This is a genomic window from Halorubellus litoreus, from assembly GCF_037081675.1.
In the GTDB taxonomy this organism is placed as follows: domain Archaea; phylum Halobacteriota; class Halobacteria; order Halobacteriales; family Natrialbaceae; genus Halorubellus; species Halorubellus litoreus.
Map to the genome: position 1 here is coordinate 394,178 of NZ_JAZAQL010000003.1, position 16,073 is coordinate 410,250.

The 16,073-nt window shown below is 68.7% G+C and carries 6 protein-coding genes; 4 read left to right on the forward strand and 2 right to left on the reverse strand.

All coding sequences use genetic code 11. The features are described 5' to 3' along the window. Positions 1-84: 84 nt before the first annotated feature. Positions 85-1,293: a hypothetical protein gene (locus tag VYJ16_RS16775; RefSeq protein WP_336351465.1), complete on the reverse strand. Its 1,209-nt coding sequence runs from the start codon at positions 1,291-1,293 to the stop codon at positions 85-87. 62 nt (positions 1,294-1,355) lie between these two features. After that, complete coding sequence (locus tag VYJ16_RS16780) at positions 1,356-1,790, reverse strand: hypothetical protein (RefSeq protein ID WP_336351466.1); 435 nt, start codon at positions 1,788-1,790, stop codon at positions 1,356-1,358. A gap of 205 nt (positions 1,791-1,995) precedes the next feature. Between VYJ16_RS16780 and VYJ16_RS16785 the strand changes: the two genes are divergently transcribed. The 4 genes from VYJ16_RS16785 (at position 1,996) to VYJ16_RS16800 (ending at position 16,046) form a co-directional block, all read left to right on the forward strand. Then, a complete protein-coding gene (locus VYJ16_RS16785; RefSeq protein WP_336351467.1) occupies positions 1,996-2,805 on the forward strand; it encodes a cytochrome b family protein in 810 nt (269 codons plus the stop codon). Positions 2,806-2,942: 137 nt separating this feature from the next. Further along, on the forward strand, positions 2,943-3,812 hold the full coding sequence (locus VYJ16_RS16790) for a universal stress protein (RefSeq protein ID WP_336351468.1): 870 nt from the start codon (positions 2,943-2,945) through the stop codon (positions 3,810-3,812). A gap of 199 nt (positions 3,813-4,011) precedes the next feature. Beyond that, positions 4,012-9,921 carry a S8 family serine peptidase gene (locus VYJ16_RS16795; RefSeq protein WP_336351469.1) on the forward strand — a complete coding sequence of 1,970 codons (5,910 nt, stop codon included), beginning with the start codon at positions 4,012-4,014 and terminating at the stop codon, positions 9,919-9,921. 194 nt (positions 9,922-10,115) lie between these two features. Then, positions 10,116-16,046, forward strand: coding sequence for a S8 family serine peptidase (locus VYJ16_RS16800; RefSeq protein ID WP_336351470.1), 5,931 nt, complete (start codon positions 10,116-10,118; stop codon positions 16,044-16,046). The last annotated feature ends 27 nt before the right edge of the window (positions 16,047-16,073 follow it).

The following is a 16,073-nucleotide window of genomic DNA, read 5'->3' on the forward strand; positions in this document are numbered from 1 at the left end:
CGCACCCGCCCTGCAACCGCAGTCGCCTTCTCACCGCAGCCGTCTTCTCCTCGCGTCCGCTCTCGTTCCTCGCATCGACGTCGTTCAGCGCGTCGCGAACGCCGCGGCGAGCAGGTACCCGTACCCGAGTGCGCCCGCGAGTCCGACGACTGCTCCCAGCGCCGCCAGACCGCCGAGGCTCGAGCCAGCACCGACCGCCTGGAGCGCGACACCCACTGCCAGTGCACCGACGGCGACGCTCGCGGTGCGCTCGGTGCAGTACCGCCACCGGCCGACGGTCGGCGGATAGAACTGGAACGTGGCGCCGACCACGGTGAGGCCGAGGAACCCGAGGAGCGTGACGCGGCGGTGCGCGACGACGAGCGCGCCGTCGAGGTCGACGACCGCGAACCACGCCCCGAGCGCAACCGCGACGACGCCCGCGACCGCGCCGAGGAGCACGCTCCAGAACGCTATCCGTCGACGTGCCGACCGCCGGAAGCACCAGCCGTAGGCGACCGCGTACGCGACTATCGCGGTCGCTTCGAGGAGCGCGCCCGCGACGAGGAACTCGCCAGCGGGGACGGTCGCCGCGAGCACGACCGGGCCGAGCGCGCCCGTCGCGAGCGCGAGCACGAACGCGTCCCTGGGTGGGTCGACGACGAGGAACCGCGGCCAGAGGCGCGCGCCGAGCGCGAGCACCAGGAGGGTCGCGGTCCCCGCACCGAGGAGGTGCGTCGCACGCGGCGGATACCCGTCGAACACCGGTGCGACGCTCGCGAGCAGGCCGATGGTCGGTGCGGCGTCCCACGCGACCGCGGTGGCGTACGAGCCCGCGAGCAGGTACAGGACCGCGACCGGCACGAACGCGTTCGCCGCGCGGTCGAGGCCCGCGAGGTGGGCTTTCCCGTCGCCGGTCGCGGTCTCGACGCCCGTCGGATTCGAGCGAACCGTCCACGCGATCGCCGCGACGAACACCGCCACGCCGCCGGTCCACGCGAGCGCACCGGCCGTGCCGACGACGCGAGGCACCGCATCGAGCGACGCGGCCGCTACCATCCCCGCCACGCCGACCGCCGTCAGCGGAAGCTGGACGACCATCGCTCGCGGCGCGGCGAGGTCGCGGTCGAAGTACGTCGGCACCAGCGAGTACGCCTTCCCGAACACCACGTGGAGCACGAACCCGTAGAGCGCGAGCGTCACCACCGCTCGTGACGGCGCGCTCGCGAGCATCGCGGCGTGCGCCGCGACCAGCGCGACGACCGCCACCGCGACGTACCGGCGCGCCCACCGCGACACCAGCGCCACAGTCATCGTCCCCGCTTCGACCACCATCCCCAAATCGCTGGTGCCTGGAACGCCCGACCCAGTCGAACTTACTCGCTCGCGCAGGGCGACCGGGCGTACGCGGTCAACCGGTCGTCGAGGTTCAGCACGAACACGACGCGGACGCAGTCAGCGCCGTCAGCGGTCACGTTGAGCCCGCTCGGCGTCGTCTTGAGCGTCTCGCCGTCGCGGACGTCGAGCCGGAACCGGTAGACTCCCGGGTCGTCCGCGAACGCCGCTATCTCGACGCCCGGCGGCCGCGACGCGTTCTCCGAGCCCGCGAGTTCGACGGTGCGACGAACCGCGACCTCTTCGCCGCGATCGGCGACGAACTCCGCCGTCGCGGCCGCAGACCGGCGGTTCAGGACGTCGACCGCCTGGACCGTCACCGGCGTCGCGTCGTCCTCACCGCTCATCGCCGCACAGCCAGCGACCCCGAGGACGCCCGCCGTCGCCGTCGCTCGCAGAACTGAACGTCGCCGCACGCCTCCTACCCGTGGCGCGACGCATAAGTGCTTCCTGCTCGTCACCGAACTGCAGCCTCCCACTTGGCGCGCCGACGCGCGCCAGACCCAGTTCTCGAACTGAACAGTCCGCCCTCATGAAAGGTCGGCCTGAATGAGGTGAACTGCAATCGGTCACCGCCACCTTTCCTATCGAATCCCCCAGTTTCGCGTGCCGCCCTCCACCATGACAGCCACCGACGACAGCGACGACGCCGACCAGAGCGACGACCACGCGGTCAGGGCCGACGGCACCGGCGTCGTCGCGCCCGACGGCGAGACGCCGACGTGGACCGAACGGAAGACGCGAACGCAGGGACTCTCCCGACTCACGTACGAGTACTTCGAGCGCGCCAGACGCGAGGACCAGGACCTCCGCCAGGAGTCCGACTACGTCGAACGCGACGTACTCGGGTTCCCCGCGTGGCCCCACGAGACCATCAGGAACCTCGCCCTGACGAGCTTCTTCGTCGGGATGATACTGTTCCTCGCCGCGACGCTCCCGCCGCACATCGGGCCGCCCGCGAACGGCAACAAGACGCCAGCGGTCATCCTGCCGGACTGGTACCTCTACTGGTCGTTCGGCCTCCTGAAGCTCGGCCCGCTGAACCCCGAACTCTCCATCCTCGGCGGGGAGACCGCCGCGGAGGGCGCGAAACTGATGGCCGACCGCACGTACGGCGTGGTCGCGAACCTCGTCGTCGTCGGCGCCATCACCATCGTCCCGTTCCTCAACAAGGGGAGCGCTCGCCGCCCCGTCGAACAACCGTTCTGGGCGGCCGTCGGCGTCGCCGGCGTGACGTTCGCGTTCACCATCAGCGTCTACTCCCTGAAGAACATCGTCAGCGGACTCGTCGACCCGCAGCTCCTCCTCGACCTCTCGTTCCTCCTCCCACCGATCGCCGGCGTCATCGCGTACGCCGTCCTCCGGTCGATGCAGGAGGGCTACATGTACGACCTGAACCGCCGGTACTACCGACTGCGGCCACCGAAGTGAGACGGTTCGTCGGCCGACTGCAACCACCGAAGTAGGCGGGCTGTCGGCCGGCTGCGACCACCCGAGTTCGGCCGGACGTCGGTTCCTGTGGCGGAATCGTAGTAAGGCCTTTCGGGCGTGCGGTCGAAGTGCCACGTATGTATCAGAACGTCCTCCTGCCGGTGACCGCGGAGACAAGCGACACGCGATTCCTCTACCACGTCGGCGAGCTCGCGACCGCGCTCGACGCCGAGGTGACGTTGCTCGCGGTCGCGGACACGAACCGCGACAGCGTCACGCTCGTCGACGGCGACGTCGTCGACGCGCTCGAGACGGAAGGCGAGCAAGCGCTCGCGGACGCCGAAGGCGTCCTCGAATCCCTCGGTCTCGACCCGCACACGGACGTCGTCCAGGGGACGCCCGCGCGAACCATCGTCGATTACGCCGAGCGCTACGAGCACGACCTCGTCGCGATGCCGACGCACGCCCGAACGGGCATCAAGCGGTATCTCCTCGGGAGCGTCACCGAGAAGGTCGTCCGGCTGTCGCCAGCACCCGTTCTGACCGCGCGAACCGTCGACGACGAGGAGCTCGCGTTCCCCTACGACCGCCTGCTCGTTCCGGTCGACGGGAGTGCGGCGTCGCGTCGCGCGAGCGAGCACGCGCTCTCGCTGGCCGCCACGCTCGACGCGGGCGTCGACGTGCTCTCGGTCGTCGACACCGGCGGTCTCGGGCCGGACGTCCGCGCGCAACTCGTCACGGAGCGCGCTCGCGTCGACGCCCAGGACCTCGTGCGCGACGTCGAGAGCGACGCCACCGAACGCGGGATATCGGACGTCCGAACCGAGGTCCTCGAGGGCGTCCCCGCGGACGCTATCGCGTCCTACGTCGACGACCACGCCGTCGACGCCGTCGTGATGGGGACCACCGGCCGGACCGGCATGAATCGCGTCCTCCTCGGGAGCGTCGCGGAGAAGACGGTGCGGTCCGCGCCCGTTCCCGTCCTCACCGTCCGCGGCGACGACTGACGGCGGGTTCCGGCGTCTGTTCACGGTTTCGGCTCGCGGCGTCGGTCGTCAGCGCACCTGAAGCCGGTCTACGCTTCGTTCTCCGCACTCGATTCCGTCGTTCGCCGTGGTCTCCCACCGTCTGACTAATTCCCGGTTCAATACAACGAAACAATTTTAATTGTGGGTTAATATCGTTAGCTCGATTACCTTTCCGACAATGGCCTGGTCTTCCTCACTACGACGCTGCGGGGTCGTTCTCGTCGCACTCCTCGCAGTCACTGGCATGATCGCACCGTCGGTCGTCGCGGCACCGGGGGCACCCTCGGCTGGTGTCGACGACGCCGACGGGACGCTGGCCACCGACCAGCGAACCGGCATCGACGACACGACAGACGCGAACGGCCCCGGTTCCAGCGGCGGAACCGACGCGCCGACCGCGCTCACCGACAGCGCACCGACGCCGACCCCGACGCTCGCGACCCCGGGCGAGGGGAACGCGACGAACGGCACGAACGCGACGAGCGTGACGCTCGTCACCGGCCAGACCGTCCGCGTCACCGAGCGTAACGGGACGCGCCAGTACGTCACGGACGCGCCAGTCGACATGCGGACGCTCCGTACCGACCGTGGAACGTACGTCTACCCGACGTCCGTGGACTTCTCGACGTTCGACCGCCAGCTGTTCAACGTCGACCTCCTCATCTCGCAGAACCTCACCGACGCCGAGGCCGACTCGATTCCGGTGATCGTCGAGTCGACGCGCGGCCGGCAACCGGTCGGCCAGGAAGCCGGTATCAGCGTCGCGAGCGACGTCGCCGCGATCCAGGCGACGGAGACGCTCGAGACCATCGGCGCGCAGGCCGGTGTCGTCGCGAAGGCAGACGCTCGGCGGGCGACGCGACAGCTCCGTCGCAGCCCGCGCGTCGAGTCCGTCCACCTGGACGTGAAGTACCGCGTCCAGATGGACGACGCGGCGAGCATCGTGAACGCCGAGAGCGCACGCGGTGACTACGACGTGAACGGGAGCGGCGTGACCATCGCCGTCCTCGACACGGGTATCGACGCCACGCACCCCGACATCGACCAGGTCGCCGATGCGAAGGACTTCACCGGCGAAGGCACCACGGCCGACCTGCAGGGGCACGGCACGCACGTCGCCGGCATCGTCGCCGGGAACGGGAACGCCAGCAACGGCACGTACACGGGTATCGCGCCGAACGCCACCCTCCTCAACGGCCGCGTCCTCGGCGAGTACGGGTACGGCTCGACGTCCGGTATCATCGCCGGGATGGAGTGGGCCGCGGACAACGACGCCGACGTCATCAGCATGAGCCTCGGTGGCCGCGCCTCCGTGGTCCGCGAGAACGACCCGTACACGGCCGCCGTCGAGTACGCGGTCTCGAACGGCGCCGCGGTCGTCATCGCCGCCGGGAACAGCGGCAGCCGCTACACCATCGGGTCACCGGGTATCGCCGAGGACGCCATCACCGTCGGCTCCACCGACAAGACTGGCGACCTCTCTTCGTTCTCCTCGCGCGGCCCCACCCCGCAGGGCGAGTACCTCAAGCCGACGCTCGTCGCCCCCGGGAGCAACGTCGTCAGCGCGGCGTCCACTGAGGCGGGCTACACGGACGACTACGTCACGAAGAGCGGGACGAGCATGGCGACGCCCGTCGTCGCGGGCGTCGTCGCGCTCGTCAAGGACGAACACCCCGACTGGGGGCCCCAGCGACTCAAAGCGGCAGTCACCTCGACCGCCGACCCCATCGACGCCGAGACGCCGTACGACGAGGGCGCCGGGCGCGTGAACGCCACCGACGCCGTCGATCCCGGCGTCGTCGTCTCCGAACCTGTCGTCGACTTCGGGACCATCGGCACCGCCGGGAACCACTCGAAGACCATCACCGTCACGAACGTCCAGAACGACTCCGTGACGCTGAACCTCTCGACGAGCGCGACGAACCTCAGCGACTCGCCCGTGCCCGCGTGGACGAACGTCTCCACGCTCACGCTCGACGCCGGCGAGTCCGCGCACGTCAACGTCACCGTCGACGGCGCCGTCCCCATCGGGACGTACGCCGGTCGCGTCAGCTTCGACGACGGCGAGTACACCGCCGTCTTCGGGTACGTCCGCGTCGCGAACCTCACCATCCGGAAGGAAGCGCTCGCCGGTGGTTCCGTCGACAACGACACCGTCGTCCTGCAGTACAACGAATCACGGTCCGGCGGGACGTTCGAAGTCGACGAGTTCAACGGTAGTTCCAGCGCGGCGCTGTCGTACGGTATCGCGGAGCCGGGCGAGTACCTGGTCGCGACCGACGGCGAGACCGCGAACGGGACGGCCGTCTTCCTCACGAAGACGGTGAACGTCACGGACGCGAACACCGTCGTCGTCCTCAACGAGAGCGACGCCGTCCCCGTCACGATGGACGTCTCCGACGTCACGAACCGCACTGGGCCGCTCCACGCCGAGAGCGTCTCCGCCAGGTACCGCGTACCGACCGTCGGCTCCGACTTCACGCTCGGACGGTCCTCGGTCGGGAACGCCTCGCGGCGAGCGTACGTCTCCAACGTCAGCGCGCCCGACGTCTCCCTGATGGCGGCGCTCGCGCCCGTCGACGAGACGCGGTACACCGCGAGCGACCTCGACGTCCCCGCCTGGTACGCGGTCGGTGGCATCGTCGAGGACGTCACGGAGAACGACACCGTCGTCGTCGACGACGCCACGCTCGGGGCGATGGACGTCACGTACCGCCGAACGAAGCCCGGACAGCTGGTCGTCGCACACCTACGGACCGAAGCCGGCTCCGACTACCTCCTCAGCGACTACTTCGGGGGGAACGTCGGCGACCGAACGCACCAGACCATCTACTACACGTCGTCGTTCGAGAAGGGGAAACTCTCCCTCGGCGGCCCCTTCCTCGGGTGGGACGTCGAGCGGAACGAGGACGTCTGGACGCCGTTGAAGGCTGGGCAGACGGTCGACCGCGACCCGCTCGCGCATCCGTTCATCGGCGACCCGCTCGTCAGCACCGCCGGGTACGGGATGTCCATCTCGCTCACCGCCCAGAGCGCGCGCGAGGGCACTCGGACCGCGTACACCGACGACACCGAGGACCAGTACACGGTGACCGTCGACGGCCAGGTCGTCCACGACGAGACCACGTCCGGGTTCGTCGACGAGTACGTCTCCATCAGTGACGGCGACGACTACGGCATCCGGATGGTCGGCCGGAACGACGCGACGAAGCTGTCGACGCGCACCGTCACGAACGTCTCCGCGACCTACGTCGAGAACGGCGACGGGACCGCGCCCGACGTCGCTGACGTCGACCTCGTCGGAATGAACGCGACGAACACCGCGCCGAACGGGAACCTCACCGTCCGCGCCGCAGTCACCGAGTTCGACACGAGCGCCGTCGAGGAGGTCCGTATCTTCGTCGCGACCGGCGACACGACCGGGCCGCCGTCGTGGAACGGCGGCGGGAACTGGACGGCGCTCGACGTCGAGCGCGTCTCCGGGACCCAGTACTGGTACGAGGGCGACGCGTCGCTCGGGACCGCGACCGGGACGCTCGACGTCGCCGTGTTCGCCCGGAACACCGTCGGGTACGAGACGCGCGTCACGACGTTCGACGCCGCGCACCTCGCCGACCTCCCGCCGCGCGTCCAGGTGGACGCGAACCGGACCGCGAAAGGCCCCGGGCTCGCCGTCCCCTACGACGACCCGATCCAGTTCAGTGCACTGAACTCCACCGACAACTTCGACATCGCGAGCTACGAGTGGGACGTCCAGGGTCGCACCGACAGCGGCCCGACCGCGAACGCGACGTTCACGTCGGTCGGCGAGACGACCGTGACGCTCTCCGTGACCGACAACGCGAGCCAGACGACGACCGTCGAACGGACGGTCACGGTCGTCGACACGGAACCGCCGACCGCGGCGGTGTCGCGGAACGGCTCCACGGACCTGACCGTGAACGGGACGACGATACGGTTCGACGCGAGCGCGTCCACCGACGACGTCGGCGTCACCGCGTACCACTGGGACGTCAACGACGACGAGAGCATCGACGCCATCACGCAGACGCCGACCTACGAGCACACGTTCCTCGTCGCGGGCACGCACGACCCGACGGTGTACGTCGTCGACCACGGGGAGAACGTGGACACGGCGACCGCCGCGACCGTCACCGTCAGCGACCGGACGCCACCGACCGCGAACGTCGCCGCGAACCGGACGTCGGTGAACGTCTCGCGTCCGCTCGAACTGAACGCGAGCGCCAGCAGCGACGACGGCGCGATCGACCGCTACGAGTGGACGCTCGACGACGACGACAACCGCACCACCGGGTCGCCGACGGTGACGAAGACGTACGACTCGCTCGGGAACCGCACCGTCACGGTCACCGTCTACGACACCGCCGGGAACGCGTCGACGGCGTCCGTCGACGTGAACGTCACCGACGAGATCCCGCCGACGGCCGCGTTCGACATCGGGCACTACGACGACGAGCTGACGGTGAACACGACCGAGCGGCTGTACGCGTCCGACTCGACGGACAACTACGGCATCGCCGAGTACCGCTGGGACGTCGACGACGACGGCGTCGCCGAGGTGAACACCACAGACGACACGCTCGAGTGGACGTTCGACACCATCGAGACGGCGACGGTGAACCTGACCGTCGTCGACGAGCGCGGGAACGCCGAGAGCGTCGAACAGTCGTATCCCGTCGTGGACGACCAGGAACCCGTCGTGTCCGCGTCCGCGAACCGGACCGAGGTCCTCCCCGGGGAACCGATTCGCTTCACGTCGACCGCGACCGACAATACGCGCGTCGAGTCGTACACGTGGTATCACCCCAACGGCACGCAGTACGACGGCCGGAACGCGACGATGCGGTTCACCGACTACGGTCAGGATTACGCGTACCTCGTCGTCGAGGACGTGCACGGGAACGCCGAGTACGAGTTCGTCTACTTCGACGTCGAAGACCCCGAACCGCCGACGTTGAACGTGACGCTGAACCGGACCGAGGTCGAGCACGGTGCGACCGTCGAGTTCGCGACGGTGAACGCGACCGACAACGACGAGGTCGACTACCTGCTGTACGACTACGACGCGGACGGTTCCTACCAGCGGTGGTACGGCGCCACGTGGGACATGCCGTCGATCGACGCGACGTGGTACGGTGACCGCACGATATCGGTGATTGCGGTCGACCCGGCGGGCAACCATGCCGAGGACACGGCGACGCTCACGGTCGTCGACGAGACGCCGCCGACGCCCGCGGTCTCCGTCTCGAACGCGACGCCGACGGTCGGCCAGGCGATCTCGTTCGACGCGTCGTCGTCGACGGACAACGACGCGGTCGAGACGGTGGAGTGGGACTTCGACGGTGACGGTACCGTCGACGACACCGGGATGGCGGTGTCGCACGCGTTCGAGTCGGCGGGCGAGTACGACGTCGAGATGACGGCAATCGATCCTGCTGGGAACGAGAACACTGCGACCGTCTCCGTCAACGTCTCCGCGAAGAGCGGCGGTGGCGGTGGTGGCGGTGGCGGTGGCGGCGGCGCTGGTGGGGACGACCCGCGCGTCGTCCTGAAGAGTGCCACGGTCTCCTCGTCCGACGTCGCGGTCGGCGAATCCGTGACCGTCACGGCGACGTACGAGAACGAGCACACGGCGACGAAGACGGAGGCGGTGACGCTGACGGTGTCCGGGAGCGAGGTCGCGGAGAAGTCGGTGTCCATCACCGGGCGCTCGGAGCGCACGGTGACGATGACGTACACGTTCGAGGAGACCGGGACGTTCCGGGTGTCGGTCGACGGCCGACGCGCCGGGTTCGTGTCGGTGAGCGGCGCTGACGACGGTGGGGACGGCGGTGACGGTGGTGACGGTGGGGACGGCGGTGACGGTGGAACCACCACGACGCAGTCACCGACCACGACGGACGCGGTATCGACCACGACCACGGTCGCATCGACGGACGATCCCACCGCGAGCACGACGACCGCAGCCGACGGGTCCGGAAGCGGCCCCACGCCCGGGTTTGGCGTTGTCTCCGTCGTCCTCGCGGTCCTCGCGTCGCTCGCTGCTGTAGCGCACCGACGGGACTGACGCGACCGCTCGACGCGACCACGCACTCCCCGTCGGTACCGAAGCAGGAACTGGGTTCTCGATATCGAGCCTCTGAGGGGGGTCTCTTCCGCCGATGACCCGCCCGCTATTAATATCCAAATTTTAACCCCTGAACGAAACCGTTTTATGTATGCATACTTACTTTCTGGCCAATTGGGGGCTTGACATTACTGATGGACTCGACGCCACGACGACTCCTCGTCGTCCTCGTGACCGCGCTCGCGGTCACCGGGACAATCGCACCGTTCGCCGCCGCCCAGCCCGTCACCCAACCGACGGCAGGCAGCGGCCTCACCGACGACGACCGGCCGCCCGCTGCGAACACCGTCGACAGCCTCGGTCCGAGCGCCACTGTGGAGCGCAAACCGTCCGTGCACCCGCGAGCGCTCACGGACCGCGCACCGACGCCCACGCCGGACGACCCAGCGGGACCGAACGGATCGGTCACCGAGCGCTACGAGGTCACGCTCGTCACCGGCCAGACCGTCCACGTCACCGAGCGTAACGGGACGCGCGAGTACTACGTCGACGCCGAGACCGACATGCGGACGCTCCGAACCGGGAGCGGCACGTACGTCTACCCGGCCTCGACCGACTTCTCGACGTTCGACCGCCAGCTGTTCAACGTCGACCTCCTCATCTCGCAGAACCTCACCGACGCCGAAACCGACGCGCTTCCCGTCATCGTCGAAGCCGCGACCGGCCGGCAGGCCACGGGCGACGACGCTGGCGTCGGCGTCGCGAGCACCGTCGGCGCGATGTCCGTCGACCAGACCCTCGAGAGCATCGGCGCGCAGGCCGGCCGCATCCAGAAGGGCGCCGCCAGTGACGCCGCCGCGGCACTCCGGGCGACCGACCGCGTCGAATCCGTCCACCTCGACGTCCAGTACCAGGTCCAGTTGGACGACGCGGCGAGCATCGTGAACGCCGAGAGCGCACGCAGTGACTACGACGTGAACGGGAGCGGCGTCACCGTCGCCGTGCTCGACACGGGTATCGACGCCACGCACCCCGACATCGACCAGGTCGTCGCCGAGAAGGACTTCACGGACGAGAACACCACCGCGGACCTGCAGGGGCACGGCACGCACGTCGCCGGCATCGTCGCCGGTGACGGCGACGCCAGCAACGGCGCCTACACCGGAATCGCGCCGAACGCCACCCTCCTCAACGGCCGCGTCCTCGGCGCCGACGGTCGCGGCTACACCTCCGACATCATCAAGGCGATGCAGTGGGCCGCCGACCGCGACGCCGACGTCATCAGCATGAGCCTCGGCGGCGACGCCACCGAGGTCCGCTCCAACGACCCGTATACGGCCGCCGTCGAGTACGCCGTCTCGAACGGCACCGCGGTCGTCATCTCCGCCGGCAACGACTACGACCGGTACACCATCGGGTCGCCGGGTATCGCCGAGGACGCCATCACCGTCGGCTCCACCGACAAGAACGGTGACCTCTCTTCGTTCTCCTCGCGCGGCCCCACGCCGAGAGGCTACTTCCTGAAACCCGACGTCGTCGCACCCGGGAGCGACGTCGTCAGTACCGCGTCCTCCCAGGCCGGGAACACCGACGACTACGTCACCAAGAGCGGGACCAGCATGGCAGCGCCCGTCGTCTCCGGCGTCGTCGCGCTCGTCAAGGACGAACACCCCGACTGGGGGCCCCAGCGACTCAAAGCGGCAGTCACCTCGACCGCCGACCCCATCGACGCCGAGACGCCCTACGACCAGGGCGCGGGACGCGTGAACGCCACCGACGCCGTCGACCCCGACGCGGTCGTCTCGGACCCCGTCGTCGACTTCGGGACGCTCCAGTCCGGCGGGAACCACACGAAGGTCGTCGCGGTCACCAACCCGAGCGACGACGCCGTCACGCTGAACGTGTCGACGAACGCGACCGGCCTCGACGGCACGCCGGTCGCAGCGTCCACGAACGTCTCCACGCTCACGCTCGACCCTGGTGAATCGACGACCGTCGCAATCACCGTGAACGCGTCCGTCCCGCTCGGCGTCTACGGCGGTCGCGTGAACTTCGACGACGGCGACATCACGGCCGTCTTCGGGTTCGCGCGAACGACGACCGTCACCGTCGACAAGACGCCGCGAGGTGCCGAGGGCGACCACGGCTACGACGAACTCGTCGTCCACTACAACGAGACCGAACAGCACGAGCCGTTCGTCGACGACTACATGCGGAACGACACGTACACGTTCGACGTCGTCAACCCCGGAGAGTACCGCGTGACGACGATGGGGAGCCTGGAGAGCGCGCAGTACACGCCCATCATGATGACGCGAACGGTACAGATAGGGCGCAGCAATCTAACCGTGAACTTCGACGAGCGGACCGCCGACCCCGTTCGGCTCGACGCGTCAGACGTCGAGAACGAGACCGGCCCACTCGTCAACGAAACCATGCAGTTCTGGCTGAAGTTCGACGCTGGCGGGTGGGACCGCGAGATATCGGAGAAAGATTACTGGACCGAGAACCGGACGGTCTACGTCGCGACCGAGGGCGCGTCGACGGTCGAGGTCCGCGGCGCGTTCGTGCCCGCGAACGAGACCGCGGCCACCGAAGAGACGTTCGATGCACCCCGGTTCTACTCGCTCGCGTACCGCATCCAGGACGTCACGGGTCCGCGGACCATCACCGTCGACCGCGACGACCTCGACTCCGTCAACGCGACGTACACGCGAACCAAGCCAGGTGAACCGCTCATCGCGTACTTCGAACCGCGGTTCGAGAACGACACGTTCGGCGCGATGCGAGCCGGTGGGGAGGTCGGTGATCGCGTTCACCAGACCATCTACTACTCGGACTCCTTCGTGGACGCCGGCATGAGCATCTGGGACGGCGGCGAGGGTGACGCGAAGTGGGCGACCACCACGCAGTTCTACGACCGCCCCGACCTCGACGAGATACGGAACGTCATGCTCCGGCCGCTCGACCACCCACACACGGGGTTCTACGGGTTCGATCACATCGACGAGGATTCGTTCATCGTGAAACTCCTCGCGCAGTCGAACGAGGACCCGCTGCTCAACCGTTACAGTAGTCTCGGCGAGGAACGCATCCGCATCTACGTCGACGGCGAGAAGTGCTTCGACGAACCGTACGGGAACGTCAACGTCGGCTGCGAGTACGAGGATGACGACTCGTTCCGGTTCTACATGACCGCCGAGAAGGGACACCAGAACGTCTCGACCCGGGTCGTCACGAACGTCACGGGGCGACTCCACGACGACGGCGACGCCACGCCGCCGCAGGTCCGAGACGTTGACGTCCCGAGCACGAACGCGACGAGTTACGCGTCGAACGGGAACCTCACGGTCGAAGCGACCGTCACCGACCCCGGTAGTTCGACCGTCAGCGAGGTCGTCGTCCTCGTCAGCACGGCGAACGCGACGACCGTTCCCTCGTGGGACGGCGGCGGGAAGTGGACGGCGCTCGACGCCGAGCGCGTGCCCGGCACCGACCGGTACCGCGCCACGACGAACGTCGGTCCCTACGAGGGTTCGGTCGACGTCGCGGTGTTCGCGCGGAACACGCTCGGATACGAGATGCGGACGACGTCGTTCGACGGCGTGCGCGTCACCGACCTGCCGCCGACGCCGCGGGTGTCCGTGAACGGGAGCTACTCGGTCGACCGCCTCCCGAAGGACGAGTCCGTCGAGCTGCTCGCGACGAACAGCACCGACAACTTCGGTATCGACGCCTACGAGTGGGCGGTGAACGGCGAGACCGCGAGCGGGCCGTCGACGAACGTCACGTTCGACTCGTATGGCGCGTACACGGTGTCGCTGACCGCGACCGACACCGCCGGACAGTCCGCGACTGTGACCCGGACCGTGCACGTGGTCGACACCGTGGCACCGGTCGCGGACGTGACGACGAACGCGACGAGTCCCATCACGGTCAACGGGACGCCCGTCGAACTCGCCGCCGGGAACTCGACAGATAACACTGGCGTCGTCGAGTACCGCTGGGACGCCGACGCCGATGGCGCGTTCGAAGCCGTCACGAACGACTCGACGTACACGCACACGTACCTCCACGCCGGGAACGTGACCCCGTCGGTCACCGTGGTGGACCGACAGGAGAACGCGGACACGGCGACCGCGAGCGAGTTCGCGGTCGTCGACGACGCGGCGCCGACCGCCGCCATCGCGGACCCCGGTATCGTGAACGTGTCCGCGAACGACACGCTCTCGGCGGGGCCGAGCACGGACAACGGCGCTATCGACCACTACGCGTGGTCGTTCGAGGACGGGACCACGGTGAACACGACGAACGCGACCGTCACGGTCGTCTTCGACGAGTTCGGCCCGGAGAACGTCTCGGTCACGGTCGTCGACACGGCCGGGAACCGAGCGACCGCGAACCGGACCGTCGAGGTCGGTGACGACCTCCCGCCCGCGGCGACGTTCTCGCCGCAGGGCGTCCTGAACGCGAACCGGTCCGCGACCCTCGACGCATCGAACACCACCGACAACGTAGCCATCAGCGAGTACCGCTGGGACGTCGACGACGACGGCGTCTTCGAGGCGAATTCGACGACCGCGACGACGACGCACGTCTTCGAGACGTACGGCGAGACGACCGTCACGCTCGCGGTCGTCGACGACGCCGGGAACGTCGGCACCGTCACGCAGACCGTGATGGTGAACGACACGATCCCCCCGAACGCGTCCGTCACGGGTACCGAGGGGGCGTACGAGGTCGGCGAGACCGTCGTCCTGAATGCCTCCGGGTCCACCGACAACACGGTCATCGAGTCGTACACGTGGTACCCGGGGAACCACCCGGAGGACCCGGTGAATACCGACCCTGAGACTGCTGACCACGACGGCGCGGTCGGGCAGGTCGTCAACGTGACGTTCGACTCGCCGGGCGACCCCAACTACTATCTCGTCGTCGAGGACGCCCACGGGAACGTGGACGTCGAGCACGTCGAAGTGAACGTGACCGATACGCAGGCGCCGAACGTCTCGCTCGGGTTCGAGAACGATACCGTCGAGTACGGCGAGACGGTGTCGCCGGGCACGCTCACGTACGAGGACGTGCACGAGGTCGCGACCGTCGAGTACGACCTCGACGGTGACGGCGCGTACGAGGCGAACGTCTCGAACCCGGTCGTGAACGCGACGTGGGTGGGGACGCGGACGCTCTCGATTCGGGCGGTCGACCCGTCCGGGAACGCGGCGACGGCGAACGCGACGCTCACGGTCGTCGACGAGACGCTTCCGTCGGCTGATTTCGACGTGAACAGCACGTCGGGGGCGCCCGGTGATGCGTTCGCGTTCGACGCGACGGATACGTCGGACAATCACCGCATCGACTCCTACGAGTGGGACTTCGACGGCGACGGTCAGCCCGACGCGACCGGGGCGGCACCGACGCATCGGTTCGAGTCCGCCGGGAACTACTCGGTCCTCCTGACGGTCACGGACGCGTCCGGGAACGAGGACGTCACCGCTCGCGAGGTCGTCGTCCAGAACGCCAGTGGCGGCGGCGGTGGCGGCGGTGGTGGCGGTGGTGGCGGCGCCGGCGGGGACGACCCGCGCGTCGTCCTGAAGAGCGCGACCGTCTCCGCCTCCGACGTCGCGGTCGGCGAATCCGTGACCGTCACGGCGACGTACGAGAACGAGCACACGGCGACGAAGACCGAAGCCGTGACGCTCTCGGTCTCCGGTACCGAGGTCTCCGAGAAGTCCGTGACCATCACGGGCGGTTCCGAGCGGACGGTGACGATGACGCACACGTTCGAGGAGACCGGGACGTTCCGGGTGTCCGTCGACGGCCGGCGCGCCGGGTTCGTGTCGGTGAGTGGCGCCGACGACGGCGGCGACGGCGGCGATGATGGCGATGGCGGCGACGGTGAGGACACCACGACGACGCAGCCCTCGACCACGACGGCTGCGGGCGAGGATCCGAGCACGACCGCGGCCGCATCGACGGACGAGTCAACTCCGAGCACGGGCACGGCGGATGACGGCACCAGCAGTGACGGCTCCGGAAGCGGCTCCACGCCCGGATTCGGCGTCCTGCTCGCGCTCGTTGCACTCCTCGCGGGTACCGCTGCAATCGCGCGTTCTCGCGACTAGCCCGCGCCGAACCCGCTTCCGCGCTTC